Annotated in this window: 30 protein-coding genes; 18 read left to right on the forward strand and 12 right to left on the reverse strand. The window is 44.3% G+C overall.

Annotated features, from left to right (window positions below; genetic code table 11):
- Positions 1–99: 99 nt before the first annotated feature.
- The 3 genes from PN470_RS16400 to PN470_RS16410 form a co-directional block, all read right to left on the reverse strand.
- Entirely contained in the window at positions 100–600 is a 501-nt protein-coding gene (locus PN470_RS16400; protein ID WP_002732682.1) for an LptA/OstA family protein, read from the reverse strand.
- 151 nt (positions 601–751) lie between these two features.
- A complete protein-coding gene (locus PN470_RS16405; RefSeq protein WP_272104817.1) occupies positions 752–1,177 on the reverse strand; it encodes a DUF309 domain-containing protein in 426 nt (141 codons plus the stop codon).
- Positions 1,178–1,186: 9 nt separating this feature from the next.
- The gene (locus PN470_RS16410; RefSeq protein WP_103113283.1) at positions 1,187–1,546 is read right to left on the reverse strand and encodes a ferredoxin thioredoxin reductase catalytic beta subunit; all 360 of its coding nucleotides are present in this window, start codon (positions 1,544–1,546) and stop codon (positions 1,187–1,189) included.
- 255 nt (positions 1,547–1,801) lie between these two features.
- Between PN470_RS16410 and PN470_RS16415 the strand changes: the two genes are divergently transcribed.
- On the forward strand, positions 1,802–2,101 hold the full coding sequence (locus tag PN470_RS16415) for a DUF1816 domain-containing protein (protein WP_002733535.1): 300 nt from the start codon (positions 1,802–1,804) through the stop codon (positions 2,099–2,101).
- A complete protein-coding gene (locus tag PN470_RS16420) occupies positions 2,070–2,717 on the forward strand; it encodes a ComF family protein (protein ID WP_002779130.1) in 648 nt (215 codons plus the stop codon). Before PN470_RS16415 ends, PN470_RS16420 begins: the two co-directional genes overlap by 32 nt.
- Before the next feature lie 45 nt (positions 2,718–2,762).
- Here PN470_RS16420 and psbX read toward each other — a convergent pair whose 3' ends face one another.
- Entirely contained in the window at positions 2,763–2,882 is a 120-nt protein-coding gene (psbX, locus tag PN470_RS16425; RefSeq protein ID WP_002733679.1) for a photosystem II reaction center X protein, read from the reverse strand.
- 218 nt (positions 2,883–3,100) lie between these two features.
- Here psbX and PN470_RS16430 point away from each other — a divergent pair, with 218 nt between their 5' ends.
- Positions 3,101–3,400: a hypothetical protein gene (locus PN470_RS16430; protein ID WP_002779129.1), complete on the forward strand. Its 300-nt coding sequence runs from the start codon at positions 3,101–3,103 to the stop codon at positions 3,398–3,400.
- Positions 3,401–3,584: 184 nt separating this feature from the next.
- Here PN470_RS16430 and PN470_RS16435 read toward each other — a convergent pair whose 3' ends face one another.
- On the reverse strand, positions 3,585–4,487 hold the full coding sequence (locus PN470_RS16435) for a DNA adenine methylase (protein ID WP_272104818.1): 903 nt from the start codon (positions 4,485–4,487) through the stop codon (positions 3,585–3,587).
- Between the two features lie 15 nt (positions 4,488–4,502).
- Positions 4,503–4,769 carry a type II restriction endonuclease gene (locus tag PN470_RS16440; RefSeq protein ID WP_272104819.1) on the reverse strand — a complete coding sequence of 89 codons (267 nt, stop codon included), beginning with the start codon at positions 4,767–4,769 and terminating at the stop codon, positions 4,503–4,505.
- A 320-nt stretch (positions 4,770–5,089) separates the two neighbouring features.
- On the opposite strand from PN470_RS16440, the gene ftsH2 reads away from it, so the two are divergent.
- On the forward strand, positions 5,090–6,976 hold the full coding sequence (gene ftsH2 / locus PN470_RS16445; RefSeq protein WP_271935496.1) for an ATP-dependent zinc metalloprotease FtsH2: 1,887 nt from the start codon (positions 5,090–5,092) through the stop codon (positions 6,974–6,976).
- Between the two features lie 431 nt (positions 6,977–7,407).
- Here ftsH2 and PN470_RS16450 read toward each other — a convergent pair whose 3' ends face one another.
- Together PN470_RS16450 and holB are read right to left on the reverse strand one after the other, a co-directional pair.
- Positions 7,408–7,626, reverse strand: coding sequence for a neurohypophysial hormones like protein (locus tag PN470_RS16450; protein WP_271988547.1), 219 nt, complete (start codon positions 7,624–7,626; stop codon positions 7,408–7,410).
- 37 nt (positions 7,627–7,663) lie between these two features.
- On the reverse strand, positions 7,664–8,629 hold the full coding sequence (gene holB, locus PN470_RS16455) for a DNA polymerase III subunit delta' (protein WP_272104820.1): 966 nt from the start codon (positions 8,627–8,629) through the stop codon (positions 7,664–7,666).
- A 12-nt stretch (positions 8,630–8,641) separates the two neighbouring features.
- On the opposite strand from holB, the gene PN470_RS16460 reads away from it, so the two are divergent.
- Positions 8,642–8,983: a hypothetical protein gene (locus tag PN470_RS16460; protein WP_002734498.1), complete on the forward strand. Its 342-nt coding sequence runs from the start codon at positions 8,642–8,644 to the stop codon at positions 8,981–8,983.
- A 199-nt stretch (positions 8,984–9,182) separates the two neighbouring features.
- On the opposite strand, the gene PN470_RS16465 is transcribed toward PN470_RS16460, so the two are convergent.
- Both PN470_RS16465 and PN470_RS16470 read right to left on the reverse strand, forming a co-directional pair.
- On the reverse strand, positions 9,183–11,513 hold the full coding sequence (locus tag PN470_RS16465; RefSeq protein WP_272104823.1) for a heavy metal translocating P-type ATPase: 2,331 nt from the start codon (positions 11,511–11,513) through the stop codon (positions 9,183–9,185).
- A 56-nt stretch (positions 11,514–11,569) separates the two neighbouring features.
- Positions 11,570–11,725, reverse strand: a complete 156-nt coding sequence (locus PN470_RS16470; RefSeq protein ID WP_155119269.1) for a hypothetical protein — start codon at positions 11,723–11,725, stop codon at positions 11,570–11,572.
- A 209-nt stretch (positions 11,726–11,934) separates the two neighbouring features.
- Between PN470_RS16470 and PN470_RS16475 the strand changes: the two genes are divergently transcribed.
- The 5 genes from PN470_RS16475 to PN470_RS16495 all read left to right on the forward strand — a co-directional run bounded on the left by PN470_RS16475 (position 11,935) and on the right by PN470_RS16495 (position 15,786).
- Positions 11,935–12,312 (forward strand): DUF1330 domain-containing protein, encoded by a 378-nt coding sequence (locus tag PN470_RS16475; RefSeq protein WP_052578132.1) that lies wholly within the window; start codon positions 11,935–11,937, stop codon positions 12,310–12,312.
- A 427-nt stretch (positions 12,313–12,739) separates the two neighbouring features.
- Positions 12,740–13,690, forward strand: a complete 951-nt coding sequence (locus PN470_RS16480) for a hypothetical protein (protein WP_069475666.1) — start codon at positions 12,740–12,742, stop codon at positions 13,688–13,690.
- Between the two features lie 457 nt (positions 13,691–14,147).
- On the forward strand, positions 14,148–14,927 hold the full coding sequence (locus PN470_RS16485; protein ID WP_272104821.1) for a hypothetical protein: 780 nt from the start codon (positions 14,148–14,150) through the stop codon (positions 14,925–14,927).
- A 171-nt stretch (positions 14,928–15,098) separates the two neighbouring features.
- Positions 15,099–15,590, forward strand: a complete 492-nt coding sequence (locus PN470_RS16490; RefSeq protein ID WP_272104822.1) for a type II toxin-antitoxin system VapC family toxin — start codon at positions 15,099–15,101, stop codon at positions 15,588–15,590.
- Complete coding sequence (locus PN470_RS16495; RefSeq protein ID WP_002732654.1) at positions 15,577–15,786, forward strand: hypothetical protein; 210 nt, start codon at positions 15,577–15,579, stop codon at positions 15,784–15,786. Before PN470_RS16490 ends, PN470_RS16495 begins: the two co-directional genes overlap by 14 nt.
- A 248-nt stretch (positions 15,787–16,034) precedes the next feature.
- Here PN470_RS16495 and PN470_RS16500 read toward each other — a convergent pair whose 3' ends face one another.
- Together PN470_RS16500 and PN470_RS16505 are read right to left on the reverse strand one after the other, a co-directional pair.
- A complete protein-coding gene (locus PN470_RS16500; RefSeq protein ID WP_002764761.1) occupies positions 16,035–16,256 on the reverse strand; it encodes a type II toxin-antitoxin system HicA family toxin in 222 nt (73 codons plus the stop codon).
- Positions 16,253–16,510 carry a type II toxin-antitoxin system HicB family antitoxin gene (locus tag PN470_RS16505; RefSeq protein WP_002764762.1) on the reverse strand — a complete coding sequence of 86 codons (258 nt, stop codon included), beginning with the start codon at positions 16,508–16,510 and terminating at the stop codon, positions 16,253–16,255. Before PN470_RS16505 ends, PN470_RS16500 begins: the two co-directional genes overlap by 4 nt.
- Before the next feature lie 591 nt (positions 16,511–17,101).
- On the opposite strand from PN470_RS16505, the gene PN470_RS16510 reads away from it, so the two are divergent.
- The 8 genes from PN470_RS16510 to PN470_RS16545 all read left to right on the forward strand — a co-directional run bounded on the left by PN470_RS16510 (position 17,102) and on the right by PN470_RS16545 (position 23,189).
- On the forward strand, positions 17,102–17,377 hold the full coding sequence (locus PN470_RS16510; RefSeq protein ID WP_002733756.1) for a hypothetical protein: 276 nt from the start codon (positions 17,102–17,104) through the stop codon (positions 17,375–17,377).
- Complete coding sequence (locus PN470_RS16515; RefSeq protein WP_271939505.1) at positions 17,374–17,745, forward strand: clan AA aspartic protease; 372 nt, start codon at positions 17,374–17,376, stop codon at positions 17,743–17,745. The genes PN470_RS16510 and PN470_RS16515 overlap by 4 nt, the downstream gene beginning before the upstream one ends.
- A gap of 260 nt (positions 17,746–18,005) precedes the next feature.
- Positions 18,006–18,383 (forward strand): DUF433 domain-containing protein, encoded by a 378-nt coding sequence (locus tag PN470_RS16520; protein WP_002779118.1) that lies wholly within the window; start codon positions 18,006–18,008, stop codon positions 18,381–18,383.
- Positions 18,380–18,772 carry a DUF5615 family PIN-like protein gene (locus PN470_RS16525; RefSeq protein WP_002779116.1) on the forward strand — a complete coding sequence of 131 codons (393 nt, stop codon included), beginning with the start codon at positions 18,380–18,382 and terminating at the stop codon, positions 18,770–18,772. The genes PN470_RS16520 and PN470_RS16525 overlap by 4 nt, the downstream gene beginning before the upstream one ends.
- Before the next feature lie 744 nt (positions 18,773–19,516).
- The gene (locus PN470_RS16530) at positions 19,517–20,599 is read left to right on the forward strand and encodes a sulfate ABC transporter substrate-binding protein (RefSeq protein ID WP_271939509.1); all 1,083 of its coding nucleotides are present in this window, start codon (positions 19,517–19,519) and stop codon (positions 20,597–20,599) included.
- Between the two features lie 163 nt (positions 20,600–20,762).
- A complete protein-coding gene (locus tag PN470_RS16535) occupies positions 20,763–21,143 on the forward strand; it encodes a hypothetical protein (protein WP_103113272.1) in 381 nt (126 codons plus the stop codon).
- Positions 21,140–21,790 (forward strand): phosphatase PAP2 family protein, encoded by a 651-nt coding sequence (locus tag PN470_RS16540; RefSeq protein ID WP_271939513.1) that lies wholly within the window; start codon positions 21,140–21,142, stop codon positions 21,788–21,790. The genes PN470_RS16535 and PN470_RS16540 overlap by 4 nt, the downstream gene beginning before the upstream one ends.
- Before the next feature lie 400 nt (positions 21,791–22,190).
- Entirely contained in the window at positions 22,191–23,189 is a 999-nt protein-coding gene (locus tag PN470_RS16545; RefSeq protein WP_271939516.1) for a sulfurtransferase, read from the forward strand.
- Positions 23,190–23,462: the final 273 nt, after the last annotated feature.

Consider the following 23,462-nt stretch of genomic DNA (forward strand, 5'->3'; position numbering starts at 1 on the left):
GAAGTGGGGTGTGGGGTGTGGGGTGTGGGGAGAATACTGCCTTTTGCCTTTTGCCTTTTGCCTTTTGCCTTTTGTCTCCTGTCTCCTGACTCCTGACTATCACTGCGGGTTAATAATTGGGGCAGCGGGGAGGGAAGGGGAAGGTATGGGTGCGGGTGTCGGGGAAGCAGCTGGTTGGGGGGAAGTTTCGTTATCTTTGACTAAATAAATTGACTCCACCTGCTGACTGGTTTGGGGAGTAGCGATAAATCTACCCTCATCGACTAGATAAGTCATCGTTTCAGCGCGGATACTGTTGCCTTCTTGCAAAACATAAACATTACCCGTCATCACTAAACGACGTTCGCGGCTAAAATACTGAGCTTGGGCAGAAGTGGCCTGCATTTTACGGGCAGGATAGAACACTTGTACGTTACCCCTCGCAGTAATTACCCCCGTTTTTGAGTTTGCCTCTTGAATATCCGATCGCACTGTCATGGCATTACCGGGTACAATATTCTGCTGTGCCTTGACTAGGGGAGAATTGCCCAATCCCACCATTAAGCTGGTAGAAACGAGGGCAACTAGCCATCCCCTGATTTTTGCGGATCTTGCTCTCATAAAAATGTCACCTATAAGTAAATGGTTTCAATTAAATTGAAGATAAATTGCCCCTTGATCCCCCCTTAATCCCCCCTTGATAAGGGGGGTGCTGACAATTTTAACACCCACCTACTTAGAGGTAATTGTATTGACTAACTAATCTAGCTGTTTAGAGAACGGGATGAATTTTGAGGATTTTCGGCAGGGAACAGATAGATCGATCGAGGTGGGGATGAGGATGTTCCTGATTGCTTTTCATCGCTTCTAACACTGCCGTTAAAGCTTGGGGATCGAGATTCTGTAAAAAGTTTAATAGATCCAAACTCTCCCCCACCAAGTGCGTCACGTTGATCCCCTCGTAATCGGGTTGATAGTGTTGTAAACGTCTCACCCCTTCCCCCAAAAGAATTACCGCCCCGCGCCAGTTATTATTTTCTAGATGGTAACAAGCGACAGCAATCTGCAAAATGCCTTGATAAAAGGTTTTTTCAGGCTCTGCGGACTCCATCCACAAAGCCTCTAGGGTATCATGACAAGCATAGAATTGCTGGCGATTAAATTCGTCGATTCCTTGCCCAAAAGCGCTGGCTGTCATTACCCTATACTAATGCCCCTTCATCGATTCGCGGACTTCTTGGATATAGTCGAGGGGAATTACCTGTTCTTCCCCAGCAAACTCGTTATCGGGGGTAATAAACAGCATACAGTGACATTCTTTCCGTTCCCGCATCGGTACACAGGGACAATTCCAGAAAGTATTTTTTACCTCCGCTTCTTTGTCCTCGTAGTGACGACAGGGACATAAAGGAGCGCCTAATTCGTCCTTATGACGCGCTAATCCCTCAATTACTACCGCTGTCACCGAGAGATCGCTACAGAAATAGGTATTTGTACCTCTAGCGTACTGTTCGGCAAACTTCTTCATCGCCTCAAGACTCTTATCTGTGTCTGTGATCTGGCTCATAGTTATCTTATCTCCCTAGCTTTCTAAAAAAAAACTTTTTACTATCCTATCTCGATCCGCTTCCCCTTGGCTGAGGGGAATTTTTAGAATCTCTTTTGATTTGGCGACCGATCCCCTTGTTAATCTAATACGATAAAAAGACTCTCTTTGGCCAAAAGCTCGACTTTTTGGCCAGCAGATCGGAATTATAGGGGCAAAGTTCCTAAAAACCTGTCCTTGATTCCTGCAATCCCTGTACCCTATCAATACCAGAACATGATTTTATCTTTCTTGCAGACAAATAAAATTTCTGACGATAACACGCCTTGGTGGCTGAAAATTACCTCCCTTTATCCCCACTGTATCTACTATTTTGGTCCCTTTGCCTCCTTTGAGGAAGCACAACAGCATCAGGGGGGTTATCTCCAAGATCTAGAGTCCGAAGGAGCGCAAGGAATCAGTCTTTCGATCGAGCGGAGTAATCCCCATTATTTGACCGTTTTTGACGATGGAAGTCAGGATCTAGCTAAAACTTTTGCTTCCCATGCTCGAACCTTTTCTCGCTTTATTTCTTAAGTCTCCCTGTCCTCTTTGTCAACGGCAGAGCGATCGAGAGCTTTGCCGTGATTGTGGGCGACAATTACAGGCCTATCGTCAGAATAACCCGCTTTTTCTCTGGCGTAGTTCTATTCCCCTGTTTATCTGGGGACGCTATGAAGGTAAATTAAAACAGGCGATCGCTAAAATGAAATATGATCGCCATCCCGCTCTCGGCTCTTTGCTAGGCAGTTGCATGGGGGAAACTTGGCTGCTGCGTCCTCCCCTCACCGATAAACGTTTGACGGTGATTCCTATCCCTCTCCACCCAGAAAGGTTAAAGGAAAGGGGTTTTAATCAAGCAGAAGTCATTGGCGAAGGTTTTTGTCGTTTAACCGGTTATCATCTGGCTAGTCGCGGATTAATTCGGACTAAGAACACGGCAGCCTTGTTTAGTATGGCAGCCGAGGAAAGAAAAAGGACGATGCAAGCGGCTTTTCAACTGGGGAAAAATTTACCGAAATCAGTGCCGATTCTCTTAATTGACGATATTTATACCACAGGAACCACGATCGAGGAAGCTGTGCAGGTTTTACGCACAGAGGGATATCGGGTAGTCGGTGCGATCGCTCTTGCCAGTTCCAAAATTAGCTAAAATGCCCAGACGGAATCGGTCTAGGCATTTTAGAGTTAGATTAAATTAAGTGCGTTTGATCTTGTCGTATTGACTGATGAAAATCAAACCGATAGTGGCAGGGATCAGAACGATAACCGCACCTAAAACAAGGCTCCAGAGAAAGTTAGCTAAAGAGGGTGTCATGATAGATAAATCCTTTGTCATATTTTCAAAGACTTAGTTTTTTATCTTATCACCTTGGGCGAGAAGACCCCCAGTTCCACGGCCAGATAAATGCGATCGCAGGTTTTATATGTCTTCAATCCCTCAAGATAAAGTCTCCCTTGACTTCTCAAGGGGATAGGGATGTTTGACAATAGGTGATAGTTACAAAACTTTAAACTAGATTGGCAAAGATTTTTATGGCTACTGACGATCGCAAACGGCGCATTCTCGATCATCTCTCCAAAAGTACCACTGGTGCTGACTATATTCCCAAAAAACCGCTGCCAATTGTGGAAACTCCTCCGGTGGTAGCGGAACCCGTGGCAGCGCCGCCTCCAGTAACTCCTTCACCGGAATTAACCGCTAAAGAGCGCAAAAGAAAGATAATGTCCCATCTTTCCATGAGTAGTCAAGATTTTGGCGAAATTACTAGCACTGCCCCCGAAGAAAAGCGTAAACGCCAAATTAACGACCATCTGCGCCAAAGCCAAGGATAAATACTAAGGAGTGAGAATTAGCCACTAGGCATCTTCTAGACTGTTCTCGCTCCCTCATTTTCTGCTGTCGATGGGGATAAGCTAAGACGCATTTAAAGCGCTTATTCTTAAGATTAGCCGAATCTCCCCCAATCCCTTTACTGTTGCCTCTTGCCTCTTGCCTCGTCTCAACAAGCAATTTAAATTACGAACAGCTTAATGACAGTTGTTGCAAATCAGTTCCTCGCTCTGGCAACAAGGGAATGTTAAAGTTAGTAATGAGTGCTTCGGTGATCGGATGACGTAATTTTTCTGTGGAACCCACATGATAAAAATGCTGTTTAGTATAGATATAAAACTTATCAGCACTCCAATTTTTTTTAATTAAAGGATTGCTCCTAAACTGATTACTGTGCCAAGTGGACAAAATAAACCGACAAGAAATATCCTTTAAAATAGTCACCAAACAATCTTCATCCTCTTCAGACCAAGAGTTAAAATAATCGGCGTGTCTCCCTAAATAAGGAGGATCGAGATAGATCAAGTCTGTTTTTTGCCAATCAGATAAAGTCTCTCGAAAGTCAGCAACTTGAAAATCATAATCAGTTTTAATAAGAATATTTTCTAGGGCAATAACTTGATTGACTATTTTGGTAATATATGCTTGAGAAAATCGCTCTGATTTATGACAGTAAGGGACGTTAAACTGTCCCTTCCGATTGAATCTCATCACGCCATTAAAACAGGAGCGATTGAGAAATAAAAAATCTAGAGAATTAGGAGCTTGATTAAATCTTTCTCGTACTTGATAATAATAACTTTCTCCCTGCTCCTTAAGAACTTTACCATTTTCTTGCAAAAAAAGCTTAACAGTTTTACTGGTAATAACTTGATTTTTTAGATTATTATAAAACTGGATAATATGAGTATTTGTGTCCGCAAGTAAAGCCTTTTTCGGATTAATATTAAAAGCCATCACTCCCGATCCAGAAAAGGGTTCTATCCAACGCCCAAAGCTCAGATCAGACACAATATTTTTAATATCTTTCACCAATTTAGTTTTAATTCCTTGACACTTAATCGGTGGCACAAGTGGCGTTAACTTCACTAAACACTCTCCTCATCAATAGTAATCTCTGTCCACAGCAAACTTAGCTCCTGTTGGCTCGTGAATAAAGGTCAAATCAGGGTAAAAATTTTGTTGAGATACTAACTCTATCTTTAATTGGTTACATCTAGCAAAATTATCAAATATGGGGAAAAGAAACAATCCTAGGATTTTAGAGATGATTTTCGTATCAATAGATATAGTATATACCTTGAGGCAGTTTAAATTCAGTACAGCTGATCCCAGAAACCATGAGACTCTTGTTAGAACAAATGAACTCAAAAATCTGGCTCTTCTCGGTTCTGTGTGATAAGTTTAACTTATATATATAGGATCGATCAATCTTGGTGTCCTTTGTGTCTTTGTGGTTCGTTCCACCCCCCCGCTAGGAAGAATGTATCTTAGAATACATTTTACCCACCAAACCCAAGAGAGCCAAAATCTCTCGTCACCATTCTTGTCAGAATTATGAGAATTACGTTACATTTAGTTAAGATTTAATTGGCTGCGGGGATTAATCTCGAAAAAATAACGTAAAATCCTTGACAAAAACAGCTAAATGAGTTAAGCAAAAATCTTTATCCTAGAACCACTAAACAAACATGAAACTATCCTGGAAAACGATTTTACTGTGGACATTGCCCGCCCTTGTGGTCGGTTTTTTCCTCTGGCAAGGCACTTTTGCCACCGCCACCAGTAATATCGGCAATAACACCGCCACTACCCGCATGACCTACGGACGCTTTCTAGAATACCTAGACAGTGGTAGGGTTGTCAGCGTCGATCTCTACGAAGGTGGCAGAACCGCGATCGTACAGGCCCTAGATCCAGAACTAGAAAACCGAGTACAACGCCTGCGGGTCGATTTACCTGCCAATTCCCCCGATTTAATCGCCCGTTTACGCGATTCTAAAATTAGTTTCGATGCTCACCCGATGCGGAATGACGGTGCTTGGTGGGGATTCCTCGGTAATCTACTTTTCCCCTTTTTGCTGATTGCCGCTCTCTTTTTCCTGTTCCGCCGTTCTAATAATATGCCAGGCGGCCCCGGTCAAGCGATGAGTTTTGGCAAATCAAAAGCTCGTTTCCAGATGGAAGCAAAAACCGGCATCACCTTTGATGATGTGGCAGGAATTGATGAAGCGAAGGAAGAATTACAGGAAGTCGTCACTTTCCTCAAACAACCGGAGAAATTTACCGCCGTCGGTGCCAAAATCCCCAAAGGAGTCCTGTTAGTTGGCCCTCCTGGTACGGGTAAAACCCTGTTAGCCAAAGCGATCGCCGGTGAAGCGGGTGTGCCTTTCTTCAGCATTTCTGGTTCGGAATTTGTGGAAATGTTTGTCGGTGTCGGTGCTTCTCGCGTGCGCGATTTGTTCAAAAAAGCCAAGGAAAATGCTCCCTGTTTAATCTTTATCGATGAAATTGACGCAGTAGGTCGTCAACGGGGTGCCGGTATCGGTGGCGGTAACGATGAACGGGAACAAACCCTAAACCAATTATTGACAGAAATGGACGGTTTCGAGGGGAATACGGGAATTATCATCATTGCCGCCACTAACCGCCCCGATGTTCTCGATTCCGCTCTCATGCGTCCGGGCCGTTTTGATCGGCAAGTAACCGTCGATGCGCCCGATTTTAAAGGTCGTTTAGAGATTTTAGACGTTCATGCCCGCAATAAAAAGCTGGCTAACGACGTTTCCATCGAAGCGATCGCCCGTCGCACTCCGGGGTTCAGTGGAGCAGATTTAGCCAATTTACTCAACGAAGCGGCAATTTTAACCGCCCGTCGTCGTAAAGATGCCATTACCCTCCTAGAGATAGATGACGCGGTAGATCGCGTTATCGCCGGTATGGAAGGCACTCCTTTAGTCGATAGCAAGAGCAAGCGCCTAATCGCTTACCATGAAGTGGGCCATGCGATCGTGGGTACGCTCTTAAAAGATCACGATCCCGTCCAGAAAGTGACTCTGATTCCCCGGGGCCAGGCCCAGGGTTTAACTTGGTTCACTCCCAACGAAGAACAGGGTTTAACCACGAAAGCGCAGTTAATGGCCCGGATTTCCGGTGCTTTAGGTGGTCGGGCAGCCGAGGAAGAAATCTTCGGCTATGATGAGGTGACTACCGGTGCCGGTGGCGATTTACAGCAAGTTTCTGATATGGCCCGCCAGATGGTGACTCGTTTCGGGATGAGCGATTTGGGTCCTTTGTCCCTAGAAAGTCAAGGGGGTGAAGTGTTCCTCGGTGGCGGTTTGATGACTCGTTCCGAGTATTCTGAGAAGGTCGCTACTCGCATTGATGATCAGGTGCGATCGATCGTGGAACACTGCCATGAAATTTCTCGGCAAATTATTCGCGATCATCGCGAAGTGATCGATCGAGTGGTGGACCTGCTGATCGAAAAAGAAACGATCGATGGGGGAGAATTCCGGCAGATTGTGGCTGAATACGCCTACGTTCCCGAAAAAGAACAGTTTGTACCACAGTTATAGATTGATTTTAATGTATAGGCGATCGGGTGGGTTAAAGCTCACCCGATTTTTTTATGCTAGTTAGGGTTTGCTGAATAAATGTGAAATGTAGGCAAGGTAAGAGTTTTGTGGCTTTTTTCGCGAAACAGGTGCAAGATTTTGAGAGAATCGTCGTTCAAAAACTTGCGTCTTCATCGGCCTGCGTCCTGTAGGGGCGAAGCATTCGGGCAATCACCTATCGGTGAAACCGTAGATTTTCTAACCGAATGCTTCGCCCGTACTTTTTGCCGCAAACCCTAGTTAAGGGTTCAAAAGCGGCAAAAATAAGGATTAAATTGCCTAAAATCTGTAAATAGACAATTTAATTGATTATCATTCATTCTTAATTCTCCTGACGACCGACTACTGGCTCCTGACTCCTAACCCTAACAATAATTTTTTGATTTTTACAATTAGTTATCATCATCATCGTCATCGTCTTTTTTATCCCGTTGATTATCATCGTCTTTTTGCCGATTTTCCCCGTCTTCATCGTCATCTGCGTCCGTTTGCGGCGATTCCACCGTGGTAGGGACGTTTTTCGGTTCTTCGGCTTCTTTTCCTCCCTGACAAGCACCTAAAACCGTAGTCAAGGTTAACAGAATCAGCAAAACTAAGGATTTGATTTTCATGGTCTTTCTCCCCACTCGATCGATAAATATAACAATTTTAAGACTTTTGGGCGGTGGATAGTTTGGCCAATGCCAAGAAAGTGCATTCCCAGACTAAACGGGGTTGAACGTAGGCTAACAGCTGCCGGCGGGTTTTTTCCAAGATTTCTAAAATCGATCGCTCTCGTCGTCGTTGCCAATCCTCATACTGAAGATAACTCACATACCATAATTGGGTTTCCGTGTCAAGAGTTTGGGCGATAATTTTTGCTAATTCCAGTGCTTGGGAAAGTTTTAGGGGAAATTTGCTCAAAGATCGCGGTAAATCTTGGGGGAGACTGTCGAGAAACTCTAAAGCTGCGATCGCTTCTCCAGGGCTACCTTGGGCTAAACCGAGAATTGCCGGATAATTGAGAACGCGAGCTTGTCCGTTAGAGCGGAGGACTTGAGCGAGATTTTCTTCCGAAAGACGCTGAAAAGGGATATGTTGACAGCGAGAAACGAGAGTCGGTAGTAAAGAGGAGGTACTGGGAGCAATCAGGATTAAAGTCGCTTTTCCCGGTTCCTCAAGCGTTTTTAAGAGCGCATTTGCCGCTGATTCTGTCATGGTGTCTGCTTCCTCGATCACCACCACAGAGCGGGCCGATTCCAGGGGAGGACGACTTAAAAAGTTAGTAATCTCGCGAATTTGTTCGATGCGGATTTGCGGGGGAGCTTTACGCTTGAGATTGCTTTCCTGTGCTTCTTTTGCGGTGAGCAGTTTGCCTTGGTGTTGATAAGTGGGTTCAATCCAGAGTAAATCAGGATGATTGCCACCAAGAAAGCGTTTCAGGATTAATTCTCTTGCTTCCGGAGATCGATCTCTAGTTAACAAGTCTTGACAGAAACATTTTGCTGCTAGATTGCGTCCAATCCCCTTAGCGCCGGCGAATAAGTAAGCGGGAGCGATCGAATTGACTTCAAGCGCTCTTTGTAGTAGTTCAATGGCCTGATTTTGACCGATTAACCTTGACCAATTTATCATCTTTTCCCTGCCATGGCTCGCTATTGCTGTTCCTATTTTGTCGGGATTTCTCCTCATCAGACCGGGTTTTTATACGATGATATATTAAGTTTGGGTGAATTTGAAATCATCAAGCGCCGGACCGATGTCTTGCTTTTATCGGAAGTTCCTAACGATGCTTTCTTTCCCCAGTTAGTGAAAGTGGAATTGTTTATTCATCCTCCCACTAGCTCGGAACTTCAGATCGATTTATTGGTAAAAAATCATGAATTGCCCCTGAGAACTAATAATCGTTGTCGGCGATTTTTTGAATCTATTCACCAGATTATTACCAACAATTATCAAGGCCAATCCCTGACCAGAATTACCGCTTAATGCGATTTGTTCCTGTCTCCGTCAACTGACAAAGACGGGGACAAAATACCATCTTGGCTCTCTTGGGTAACGAACCACAAAGACACAGAATACACAGAGATTGATCGCTCCTGTATCAGTGAAACTTATCACACAAAGAATAAGAGAGTCGCTCTTTTTGGTGCTTGATGGATTTATCGAGAAAAAATCGGTAATTGCTTTAATTTTCGCTTTCCTTCGTCGATGAGAGCGGAGGAAATTGACGACGTAAAAGCAAGGAATTACTCACTACCATAACCGAACTAAAAGCCATCAAAGCTGCTGCTAGGGCCGGACTGAAAGCTATACCCCAACGGGGCAGTAATAAACCACCGGCAATGGGAATAGCAAAGGTATTATAACCCAAAGCCCAAAAAAGATTTTGTCGGATTTTTTGCCATGTGGCCAGACTTAAATGCAGAGATTGTACCACATCCTCTAGGCGATCGCTAATTAAAACGATCCCAGCCGTTTCCATGGCCACTTCCGTGCCACCGGCCAGAGCAATACCGATGTTAGCCTGTCCTAGTGCGGGAGCGTCATTGATACCATCCCCGACCATAGCCACGATTTTGCCCTCTTTTGTCTGTAGGTCGGCAATTAAGGCCGATTTTTCGGTGGGGGCAACTTGGGCATAAAATTGGCTAATACCCAAACTATTAGCGATCGCTGTCACCACTTCTTGACGATCGCCACTGAGTAAAATCACCTCTAAACCGAGTTTTTGCAACTGATTAACGGTTGTTTGAGCATCGGGACGTAATCGATCCTGAAAAGCGATCGCACCGAGTAACTGTTCTTCCATCCCCAGATAAATCACCGTTTTACCCGCTTGTAAAAGCTCTTGAATACTGGGGATAGTTTCATCAATTTTAATGCCGTTCTGTGCCAACCATTGCCGATTTCCCAGAACAATTTTTGACCCCTGCACCCTTGCCGAAACTCCCAATCCGGCTACAGTTTGAAAATCTTCCCCCGTCAGGTTAGTAGGAGGAGTAACCGCGTCTAAAATCGCCCGAGCGAGAGGATGATTAGTGCCACTCTCCACTAATGCCGCTAATTGTTGAATTTCCAGGGAATTAAGGATAGAAAAACTCAAACAATCGGTAATTTCTGGATGACCTTGGCTGAGGGTTCCCGTTTTGTCAAAAACCACCGTTTGCAGTTGCGAGACGGTTTCCAAAACATCACCCCCTTTAATTAAAATGCCCCGTTCGGCTGCTAAACTGGTTCCCACCAGTAGGGCCGTCGGTGTGGCTAAACCGAGAGCGCAGGGACAAGCGACCACAAGCACAGAAATCGCTAATTTTAGGGACAAAAGTAGGGGAGAAGTGGGTTGAATCATCTCGTGGTGTCCTGTGGTTGACCCTAACACCTCTGGAAAGAGCCTAGTTCCCCAAAAATACCAAAAGAGCAGCACAATTAGGGCAATTATCATGACTCCGTAGGCAAAATAACCCGCTACCCGGTCCGCTATCTTCTGCACCGGGGCCTTGCGAGTTTGGGCTGATTCCACGGCTGCGATAATCTTAGCTAGGGTGGTATCGGTCCCCACCTGACGAGTTTGCACAGCGATCGCACCAGAGAGATTGAAACTGCCAGCAATGACTAGATCTCCCATTTCCTTAACCACCGGCAGCGATTCCCCCGTTAATAAAGCTTCATCTACCGTGGTTCTTCCCTGAATAATCTCCCCATCCACGGGAATTTTTTCCCCGGGTAAGACGCGCACCCATTCCCCGACGCGCAGCTGTTCCACCGGAATCGCCACACCCACACGGTCATCTGTACTACCAATCAGGTGAGCCACTGCCGGTTGTAGGGAAGTAAGCGCTTCTAAGTCTGCGGCTGCGCGATGACGGGAATGCGCTTCTAGAGTCCGTCCGAGGAGAATAAAACCTAACAGCATGACTGGTTCATCAAAAAAGCACTCTAGACCGAGATTAGGGAAGATAAGAGCCAAACAACTGGCTATATAGGCGCTACCTGTGCCTAAACTAACGAGAGTGTTCATATTTGGCATCCCGTGCCGTAATCCCCGCCAACCATCGATGAAAATATCGCGGCCGGGGAATAAAATGGCTAGGGTGGCTAAAATCCAGTGAAAAGCAATACTTTGAAAGATGGGGATTTCTGGTCCCCCGATGTGGTGTAAGTGACCAATCAGGGAAAAAACCAGTAAACAACAAGCGATCGCTAATCGGTATAATTGTTGTTGCCGTTCTTTTTGTTGGTTTTGCAGCCGTTGATTTTGTTGAGAAAGGGGAGTCGATGAGCTGCGCGGTTGGGTGGGGAATCCAATCGCGGTTAATTTTGCGGCTAATTGCTCTGGTGCGATCGCATCCGGTTGGTATTCAATCACGGCAATTTCCGTGATTAGGTTAACTTGGGCCGATTTTACCCCTTGATTTTGGCTGAGTTGTCTTTCTACGGCACTCACACAGCCGGCGCATTTCATGCCTTTTACGTCTAGAGTAGCGGTTTTTAGTCCAGTTTCGGCGGCTAGGATCATAGAAAAAGTAGGCAAGGATGGTCTTTACTTCTATCCTAGAAATTCTCGGCCGATTTTTAAACTATTTTGGCGATCTCTTCCCGATCCATACTATTAGGAGGGCAGCCATCAATGATGCGGGAAAAACTAATAGCTAACTGTACCACAAACGGGTCAGTAAACAGGCGCATGACTTCTCGGATTCTGTCATCGGCAAATAGGGTAAAATCCACTTGAGCGCAATGTTAGACCGCCTTCTGTGGTAATTATGCCCAAATTGAGGTGATTAAACTGCACGGTGTGGTATTAAGTTTTATTTAGGGGGTGTTAGACCGATGCGGGTGGTATAGTAGGATCGGGGAGGGTGCTAGACCGCAGAGAGCGGTTGAATTAATAGTCAGGCGGCAAGATAAGTTCGTCGCATCTTGGATGGAGAAGCAAGATGAAGCTTTTAATCGCAACAATCGTGTTGGCTCTGGCTGCAAGCGGATGCACAACTACGAAGCCTGGAAACGGGACATTGGCACCACGCGCCTACGTTATTGCGGAAATCCAGGTCACTGACCCAGTAGGATACAAAGATTACCTCGCTGCGATCTCGCCAATTGTCGAAAAGTTCGGCGGCACTTATCTGGCCCGCGCTGGGCAAACTCGCTCAGTTGAGGGACCTCAACCCACTGGCCGTGTCGTAATCATTGAGTTTCCGAGCTTTGCCGCCGCGCAGTCCTTCGAGGAAGCGCCAGAGAGCATAGCTGCGGCGAAGATTCGTCACCGCACTGCTACAAGTCGCATCTTTGTTGTTGAAGGTTCTTCACCTTGAACCTCAAGGGATTATATCTTGTAGGGTGCGTTAACGAAGTGAACGCACCTTATCTAATGTTCAAAATTCGTGCGTTACGCTGACACTAACACACCCTACTGGACTGACACAGCTAAAATAGGGCAATAGATAAGCTAAACTGAGGACATCAATCATGGGAAGATGTAGGCGAGATAAAGTTCATCTGACAGTCGCACAACGAGAAAACTTTGAACAAATCAGTGGGGAAGGGTTCATAACAGAGTACGCTAATCGCCATAACAAGCTTATCGTAATATTATACGGAAAACTTCTTGCGATCGCTCCATTTGAGCGTAATATGCGGACAGATTCTTTAAAAAATGTGTATTTAGAGTTATATACGGAAAATTTCCGCATAATATATAGTTAGACCTCGCCGAGTCATAAATACAACATAAAATTTATTATGGAGACAACAAGTATCATAAAAAGGAAAAAGCCAGCCCTTGCAAGCTTTTTGAGCTTACTTCTTCTTGGAGGAGGAGGCTTATTTTACGTTGGACAGAGAACCAAAGGCTTTTGGATGTTAATCTTCCTTATTGCAAGTGCGCTTGGTTTCTATTCGTTTGGTATTTCACTCTTATTTGTTCTCATTATGGGTGCGGGAGATGCCGGAAATATTGCCCAAATTGAAGGTAAAAATACTTTTTTCCCAATTTTATTCAGTTTGTTAATTTTAGGAGGAGGAGGTCATTTTTTACTAAAAAAGCCACGTAGAGGTATTTTGTTCATACTTACAGCGATTTTAGTTAACATCCCTATAATAGGAGGATTTTTTGCCCTAATTTTAGGTATGAAGGAGTCCTATGGAATGGCAATAAGAAAGAATAATTTCGGCTCTCTTAAGACATATGAATATACTTGGGATTATCAGTCTAGCATCGTTAAAAATGAGTGGCAGATTTCACAAGTTTTTGAAACCTGGAGAACTGAAAAAAGGATAGGTGATGAAAGTAGAATTATAGATAATTCCTCATGTCGAGATTCTTCAATAAACAGAAGTATCAAGGTTAGTAAGCAGTGGAGACAAACTTATGAGCTGGAACATGAAAATGCTCATTCTTTGAAGAGTGGGAAAAGTGTTCAAGCGGATAAATATGTTACTTATACTAAGCAAATAGAAGATAATTTTAGACAGAAATATTCTATTTCACTTGAGGAAAACCGCACTTTTGAAGATATGATTCAAATTGAGGTTAAGCCTGGGAGAGTTGTTACTTTGCATATAAGCTGGAAAAAGATAATTCAGCAAGGTTATGTCAATATGTTCAACATCCATAATCCGTCTGAAACTATTCAGATTCCGTTTAGTGCGGTTGTTGATTTAGCATTCGATTTAAAGTCTGATGAGCTATAAGTGCGATCGCCGATCTTGTAGCCGATCTTGTAGGGTGGGTTAATGAAATGTAACGCACCTTATCTAATGTTCAAAATTCGTGCGTTACGCTGACGCTAACACAGGCTACTGGACTGACACAGCTAAAATAGGGCAATAGATAAGCTCAACTGAGGACATCAATCATGGGAAGATGTAGGCGAGATAAAGTTTATCTGACAGTCGCACAACGAGAAAACTTTGAACAAATCAGTGGGGAAGGGTTCATCACAGAGTACGCTAATCGGCATAACACGCTTATCGTAATATTATACGGAAAACTTCTTGCGATCACTCCATTTAAGCGTAATATACGGCAAGATTCTTAAAAAAATGCGTATTTGGCGTAATATACGGAAAATTTCCGCCTAATATATAGTTAGGCCTCATTAGTTCTCAAAGCGTCTCATTGAATGTGAGATGAATATTTTCAAACGAAATGTCCTCTACTGTTATGCCTGAACGCCCATTTCCAATTGAAGATTTTCTCGCATCATTGGCGACTTCTCTAAAAATTCGCGGTGACGCCCGCGCTCTCACGATGATCGTAGAAGGTGATAGTAGATTTGAACTAGCAGAGACAGATTGGGGCATTGATTTCTGGTTACTGTTCATCTCTGTGCCTATTCATATTTTTCAGGCGCTTACTGACGGTGAAAGAGTGCAAACAGAGGAAGCGATTTGCGACGTAGGAAAAAGCTTCTTCATCTCAACACCTGTAGATGATCTGAAAAAAGTTATTATTTCCCCCAAAGTCAGTTTTGCCAACGAGGGCTGGCGAGAGGAGGCTTTACGATTTATCAAAGGCGAGGGCGTGACTAATCAGGGCAGAGTGCGGAGCGACAATATAGCCTCAAAAGAGCATCACGGGCTTTTATTTCGATCAAAAGCAGAAATTGTACTTTTTGAGGCGATGAAACGAGCCAAGCTTGCAGTGGCTCCCCTTCCCGTTTTTGTGAGAATCGTTAACGGGTATAACAGGAGGCTAGAACCTGATTTCGTCGTAATCTTCAAAGGGTTAACATTTGTTGTTGAGGTTGATGGTGATTCTTTCCATAAAGAAACGCCTGCTGAAGCGGATAAACGGTTAGTACCTCTCACACACGAAGGAGTCGAGGTACGAAGGATCAGGGCGGCAGATGTAGCAACTGATGCAATGGCAGATAATGCTGTCAAGGAGCTAATTGATTTTATGTCGAAGCGAAAAGAGTCTAGATAAGCTCTTTCTTTTCCATTCCGGCCTAACATCTATTGCACCGGAGAGCGCCCCACGTCGCGTCTGTAGTGCGATCGCTGATCTTGTAGGTTGGGTTGACGGCTGTTACCCAACTCCCTCAAAACCAAGATTAAATGCAGTAGGATAGACGTTGGATAGATTTTCTAGATTGCCGTGAGGGAAACCGTCTATATTGAAACCAGCGTTATTGGTTATCTGACAGCCAGATCGACCAAAAACTTGGTTGTTGCTGGGAATATCGAAACGACACGGGATTGGTGGCAAAATCGCCGTAATGATTTTCTTCTCTATATCTCACAGGTTGTTTTAGATGAAGTCGCTAAGGGAGATACAGAGATTGCTTTGAAAAGGTTAGAAATTGTCAATGAAATGCCTTTGGTTGAACTCAATCAAGCTGTACGCAACTTATCCTCACTGTTTCTTATACGAAGCAACCTTCCTGCCAAAGCTTCTGATGATGCGGTTCACATTGCTGCGGCGACTGTCCACGGGCTAGATTACTTGTTAACATGGAACTGTAAACATATTGCCAACGCTCAAATTCAGAGGAAGTTGGCAGAGCTCAGTCTTGATTTGGGATACGAGTTACCCATAATTTGTACTCCTTACGAACTTTTAGGAGATTATAACGATGTGGCAAGATGACATTTTAGATGAAATTCATAAATTTCGAGAAGAACACGCTAAATCCTTTAACTACGATTTGGATGCAATGTTTGTAGATTGGCAAAAAAGACAAGCAGAAAGTGGCAGGCAGGTAGTCAGCTTACCACCAAAGCAAGGTCTAACAAGTCGTTGGAGCCGACCAAAACAGGATGAACCACAAGAATCTCAAATCTAATCGTGGCGGCTCAACTTAGCCGTTAGACCGACAATGATTCGTACTTGTCTTTGTAAATAGTCCGATTGGTTAGTTATGATTGCGATGCCGAAGGCACTGCGTAGCAGTACGCTGATCTGGTAGGGTGGGTTAATGAAGTGTAACGTACCGATGATATTTTGCAGGTTTATGCCGACAATTTTATGGGTTGCTCTAGAACCGGAAAATTCTGAATTATCTGTGGGAGTGTAATCCCATAGTAAAATGCTTTATAAAAGCTCAACAAATTCGTCAACGCTCAAGCCGACTTGCCGAATAATTGCGCGTAAAGTACCTCGATCTAGTTCTTGATGATCTGGTACCGAGACTGTTGTTTTGGGAGCTTCACGTACTAAAATCATGTGACTTCCACGCTGACGCTCTACGGCAAAGCCTATTTGCTCAAGTGCTTTTACACATTCTGCGCCTGAGATAACACGTAATTTACTCATACCAGAATTACCTCAACCGTATCATTGGGAACAGGTTCACCCCGATCCTGTAAAACTTCGATATACAGAGCGATTGCCTCTTCAATATTGGCTAGAGCCTCCTCACGAGTTTTTCCCTGGCTAATACATCCTGGCAAACTAGGAACTTCGACAACAAAGTAACTATCCTCACCAGGATAGAGAAGTACTTTACGGCTGGATTCAGCTTGTGGTTTAACCATAATCATTGCTCGATAACTATTTGGTTGTTTCATTCAAATATTAACATTTTATGTTCTAGAACCAGTGTGATGCCGAAGGCACTGCGTAGCAGCACGCCGCTCTTGTAGGGTGCGTTAACGAAGTGTAACGGTGCGATTCGTTTCTAGGGGAATAAATAGCCTAGAGTGCTGATAAAACAGCATAACTGACAAAAAGGATGTAGGTGAAAGACCTACCCTGTAAGGGACACAGTGACTCCCGACCTGCCCCCAGTGACTGGACTCGGAAATCTAGAGGCTGAAGCGGGGAACAAGGACGCAATCAGAGCCAAAACAGATAGGCGCAAGGAGCGTTAACGGGGAGTATGATCGCCGCTCTTGTAGGGTGTGTTAATGAAATGTAACGCACCTTATCTAATGTTCAAAATTCGTGTGTTACGCTAACGCTAACACACCCTACTGGACTGTTTCAGCCGTAGGGTGCGTTTCCTAATGCGGGATTTTTGAGAACGCACCATGCACATTGATTGAAGTTGTGAGGTTAGGTGCGGTGCCGCTCTTGTGGGACCAGTGGAGGAATGTTAGGGAAGATTGCCAATGTTTAGGTTAAGATAGAGGGGCAAAAGTTGCCACAGGGTCGCTTCAATGACAGTTCGACAACCCCGCTACAGCAAAGAAGAATTTGCCCGACGTGGACACGAAGTCTATGAGTCTCAGGTACGCTCCCAAATCGAGGAAGGGAATCATGGGAAGATTGTAGCAATAGACATCGAAACAGGGGCTTTTGAAGTGGCTGACGACAGCCTAACAGCTGCTAAACAACTGTTAATACGTTTTCCTGATGCACAAATATTTGGTATTCGCATTGGACATCGTGCCGTCCATCGTTTTGGCTTTCGTTCCCCCAGTGTATCGCCATGATGATGGGGAGCGTCAATTCGCGCCGAGAAGCAATTATTCAATTCGTAGTGCTAGGCGAAAATCACCAGAGGCAAGCGATTAAAGCAGTTATTGACACTGGTTACAGTGTATTTCTCACGTTGCCTTCTGCTATCATTACAAAACTAGGATTAACGTGGTATATGCAAGAAGAGGGAATCTTGGGCGATGGAAGCCTCTGTATGTTTAACGTATTTGAGGCAACTGTGATCTGGGATGGTCAGATCAAATCTATTGAAATCAATGAGTCAGAGACAGATCCATTAGTTGGTATGGGTTTACTTGATGGCTATGAGTTGAATATTCAGGGTTTTGCTGGGGGATTAGTGACAATTAAACCTTTGTCATAGTGCGATCACAATCGCCGTAGGGTGCGTTCCCTAATGCAAGTCCTGCTGTTCCACCAATAGATTTTTGAGAACGCACCATGCACATTGATTGAAACTGTCAGTCTAAGTGGGATGACGAAGGCACGGCCTAGCAGTACACTGATTTTGTCGCGTAAGAGGCGGGCTATAATGAACGGTGAACCTGATTGGTCAGAAAAAATTGACCAATATTTGTCTGGTGAAACCATTGACCATTAAGTGGATTCTAAGGAGCTAAGGGAATGACCTGGACGGCAAACCAACAAGCGAAAATTATCCGTACAGAGCGAGGACTGACGATCGCTGGCACGCGCATCACCCTCTATGATGTGATCGATCTCCTAAAAGCTGATTATCCTCCTAAACTGATTCGTGACACATTTAACCTCACGAACGCGCAAATTGACGCAGCTTTGTCCTACATTGAGGCAAACCAAGCTCAGGTCGAGGTTGAATATCAAGAGGTTCTTCAGAATAGGGAAGAAATTCGCCAATACTGGGAAAATCGTAACCGTGAACGCTTTGCTCGAATTGCAGCAATGCCACATAAACCAGGACAAGAAGCGTTTTGGGCAAAGCTTGAGGAGCAGAGAGCCAGACGTGCTGCACAAAAACAATGACTTTCTTAGTTGACTACAACCTCGACGGTTATGCGCTTATTTTTCTTGGTATATTGGCAAAACGTGGTTGGCTTGAGTTTCAGTCTGTCCAATTTGTCACCTTTAGAGAGGTTGGATTGTCGATGGAAAGTAGCGATCGCGTAGTCTGGCGCTATGCTCAAGAACAGGAGATGATGATTCTTACTGCTAACCGAAATATGAAGGGTGATGATTCCCTTGAGCAGGTTATGCGAGAAGAGAACACAGAGAAATCGTTTCCAGTGTTGACGATTGGAAATCTCGATCGTTTGAGTGAAGCTGAGTATAGAGAGCGCTGCGCTGAACGACTGATCGAAATTGCTGTAGATATTGATAATTACAAGGGGGTTGGTCGGTTATTCATTCCATGATATTGTCGGCTACGCTTAAAAATCAGGGCGATCGCAGTCTTATCGGTGAGATGCACGGCATAACTTAGCCGTTATGCGGCAAGTTTCTGAATAGATCGCAATCGCTGTAGGGTGCGTTCCCTAATGCAGGATTTTTGAGAACGCACCATGCACATTGATTGAAGCTGTCAGTCTAAGTGCGATGCCGAAGGCACTGCATAGCAGTACGCCGATCTGGTAGGGTGCGTTAATGAAATGTAACGCACCTTATCTAATGTTCAAAATCCGTGCGTTACGCTGACGCTAACACACCCTACTGGACTGTCTCAGTGCGATAATGCAAGTCCTACTGCTCCACCAATAGATTTTGGGGAACGCACCATGCACATTGATGGAAGTCGTTAGACCGCTTCAATTTTAGGGTAATAGTTGCTAAAGTCCGCTAACTTCACCGGTGAAGCCACCTAGGCAGAGGTTTTTGATCGCTAAAAAATTCTTTCCTCTCCATAAAAACGATAAAATCTCTATTCTGCAAGCATAAAGAGGCTTCAGGCAAATTTAAAGGCACATTTAAGCCCTATAAATCGAATATTTCCAGTTTTTTCAGCTAATAAAGCCATTAATGGCTTGATTTCTTTGCATCTAACCCAAACAGTATAATTTTTTCTCTGATGTATTGTAATTGTTTTTTATTTCATATAAAATACAATCTCAGAGAAAATACCTAGCAATCTCCCATAAATAAACAAAGGAGCCGATGACATCGTGATCCCTGATCCTAGATCCTCAAAACCGAAAACCCTCTTACCCTTTATTTCTCTAGCTACGGCTGCCGTCGTCACAACGGGAATCGGACTAACTTTTAGTCCCCTATCGGCATCGAGTAAGCTGCTGGCAGCTGCGGATAAACAGCAAGCTAAACAACAAACCGTGGAAATCACCCTGGTTTCCTACGCGGTGACTCAATCGGCCTACTCAAAAATCATTCCTCTATTCGTCAACAAATGGAAAAGAGAGAAAAAACAGGATGTGGTGATTAAACAGAGTTATGGCGGCTCTGGTTCCCAAACTCGCGCTGTTATCGACGGATTAGATGCAGATGTGGTAAATTTGGCTATCGGTTCCGACGTGGAACGCTTGCAAAAAGCGGGTTTAGTTAACCCCGGTTGGCAGAAAGAACTCCCCAATAACGCCATCGCCACTCGTTCCGTGGTAGCTTTAGTTACTCGTCAGGGCAATCCCAAAGGAATCCGCAACTGGCCAGATCTAGCCAAATCGGGGATTAAAGTCATTACTGCCAACCCGAAAACCTCTGGGGTGGCCCGGTGGAATTTTCTGGCTCTCTGGGGATCGGTAACTCGGACCGGCGGCAATGAAGCACAAGCGACCAATTTCGTCCGCAATGTCTATAAAAACGTGCCTGTACTACCCAAAGATGCCCGGGAAGCCAGCGATGTCTTCTTTAAACAGGATCAGGGGGATGTGCTGCTTAACTACGAAAACGAGGTGATTCTGGCCCGTCAAAAAGGAGAAACCGGTTTTTCCTATACTATTCCTCCGGTCAATGTTTCGATCGATCCGCCCGTGGCCGTAGTGGATAAAATAGTTGATAAACGCAAAACCCGGGAAGTAGCGACAGCTTTTGCCCAATTTCTCTTTACTCCGGAAGCGCAGCGGGAATTCGCCAAGGTGGGTTTCCGTCCCGTTAATGCTAATGTGGCTAAAGAGTTTAGTAAACAATACCCAAAAGTGTCGAATCTGTTCCCCTATACGGCGATCGGTAGCTGGGATGCGATCCAGAAAAAATTCTTCGCTGATGGGGCGATTTTTGACCAAATTCAGCGTTAATTAGTAGTAGGCCGTCAGCCGTTAGCTAAGTAAGTGGTTCTGATTAATTGATCCCCCCTTAATCCCCCCTTAATAAGGGGGGTATCTGACAATTTTCAACAGCTACTTACTTAGATAGCTGATGGCAAAAAAACAAAACTAATAGTTAGTAACTAAAAAAAAGATGTATCTACTTGACAAAATCAAAAACGGAACCTTGGTATTGATCGGTTACTTATTATCGCCCCTGTGTTGGTGGAACGATCTAATTTTTAATCTGCCGATCGCCTACGGTTTCGGTCGTTTAATTGCTTGCTTACACGCCGATTTTTTTCTGCCAGCGGCCATGGTTGGTTATTGGTTATCTAATCTTGTGGGAATTCTGCTAATGCAATTCGGAACGAAAGAATTAATCGGTGGAGAGAAAGAAGAACGCCATTGGCAAAAAGAATTAAGAAATGGATTACTTTCCTCGACAGTTTATACTTTAGTAATCCTAGCTTTGCTGCATTTTCAGGTTTTAGAAATGCCCCTGTTATCCTCGATCGCCACTTTTTCCCCGTGATTCCCAAAACTTACTTAAACAATAGCTTAATTTTCTTGGTTATCTTGTTAACATCGCTAACTTTTACGGATTTAGCGATCGCTATTCGCCAGCAGCCGCAAGGATTTGCTTGGGAAAAATCCCTGCTGCTATCTATTCATCAAACCGCTAATTTAAACCTAAATTTTTTGGCCATAAAACTAACGGGATTAGGCACTTATTGGGGAGTAGCCCCGATACTGACAATTTTACTGCTGATTTTTGCCCTAAAAAAATACTGGTATGGGTTCGCTTATCTCCTTGTGACCATGGCGGGAGGTTGGGCTATTAGTTATAACCTCAAGATGCTTTTTCGTCGGAATCGCCCACAGTTTTGGGAGTTATTTTATCCCTTACCCCACGATTTTTCCTTCCCTAGCGGCCATGCTTTATTTAGTTCCCTGTTAGTCGTTTCTTTACTGATCCTATCTTGGAGAACGCACTGGTTTTTAGGGGTAGTTTTACTGGGGATTCCCTTCGTCTTGGTTATTGCTTGGACTCGTCTTTATTTAGGAGTTCACTTTCCTAGTGATATCCTTGCCTCTTGGCTTTTAGCGCTCGCTTGGTCCCTCCTAGTTCATCTCTGGTGGCAACAGTTATTAAAGACACCCAAGGCGATCAGAAAATAAGGAGAAATTAATAATTAGGGTTGGCTGAATATCAGTGAAAGCTTTGCTAGAAAATGGTTTAGGGACTTTTGTTTTCAAGAAAAGTGCCAAAGACAAACGTTGATAAATCGATCCGAGGGACTCAAAACCCTTGCACTTTCCGAAGGCGATTGCAAAGGGTTACGCTTCTCAGTGTGCGAGGTTATTCTGTTATTCTGACTTCCCCTCCTGACTACTGACTACTGGCTCCTGACTACTGGCTCCTGACTCCTAACCCCACCAACAAACTTTTTTAGCAAACCCTAATTAGTTGACCGACTTGCTGCCAAAAAAAAATATCACGTTATACCTAAATTTTTGGAAAAAGCTAATCAAAGCCCTATAGTAATTATCGTTTGATATTCGTCGCTGACACTGAATCATGAAATCAAAACTGCCACGAGGGAAGGGTCTCTCCCTGGGACGGTTTCAAAGCCGTCCCCTTGCTTTTCTCACTTTAGTTCTTCTGTGCATTTTAACCTTTACCTTAGCACCGTCATCGCCCCTGATGGCCACGTCTAAATCTGAGACTAAGATAGACTTTGTATCGCCGGTTTGGGTAGCACAAAATCTCAACGATCCGAAGTTAAAAATTCTCGATGTGCGGATTAATCCTTTGGAATATATCACCGGTCATTTACCGAAAGCGGTGAATATAGCCGATAATAATTTTCGTGGTCCAAACGGATTTTTGCCGGTTCAATATTGGCAAGAGGATAAAATTGGCAGCCTCTTTGCCGCTGCGGGAATCACTAATGGCGATCGAGTGGTAGTCTATTCCGATGGTCGCGATGTCTTGGGGGCAACCATGGTCGCTTATTTATTAGAGCGATCTGGTTTCCGAGATGTGGCCGTCTTAGATGGTGGTTTTAAGGGTTATAAGGCTTCTGAACAGAAGGTAACGAAAGAATTCCCTAAATATCAACCAGGGAGCTTTACTGTCCGTGATAATCCCTCGATTCGGGTAAATTTAGCAGAAGTAGAGAAATTGATCGGCAAATCGGATGTGGTTTTTATCGATCCTAGACCGGAAGAACTTTTTCAGGGAAAACAGGATATCTGGCTGAGAAATGGTCATATTCCGGGGGCGAAAAATATACCCTGGCCGACTTTTACGGAAGCGAATAATCCCGATGAATCTCTGAAAAATCCCCATAAATTGAAATCTTTAGACGAAATCAGGAAGATTCTTGCCCAACGCAACATCAAGCCCTCGGATAATATTATTGTCAGTTGCAGTACCGGACGGGAAGCGACTTTACAGTATGTTGTCCTCAAACATCTGCTCGGTTATCCCAAGGTGCGAATTTACGAAGGTTCTTGGACAGAGTACAGTACCACGGATCTGCCCGTCGCTACCGGGCCAGAAAAAGCAGTCTAAAGTCAAGTTTGTCGGTTTATACTCGTTGTGTTTAACCATCTTGCCCAAGATGGTTTTTTTGTTAGGGTAGGTTCCCGACGACGACTAAGTGAGGGTTTGCTGAATAAATCTAAAAATCTTGTTGGATAAGGTTTTTAGACTTTTTTTCTCTCAAAAATTGCCGACCATTGGAGTGATTGGGGGGAAAATTCCGGGGCTTTTTCCCTGAAAATTAGGTAGTTGACCACCTGAAAATCGATAAAACCCCACTTCCCCACACCCCACACCCCACAC

The sequence above is a fragment of the Microcystis sp. CS-574 genome (genome assembly GCF_028329095.1).
In the GTDB taxonomy this organism is placed as follows: Bacteria; Cyanobacteriota; Cyanobacteriia; order Cyanobacteriales; family Microcystaceae; genus Microcystis; species Microcystis ichthyoblabe_A.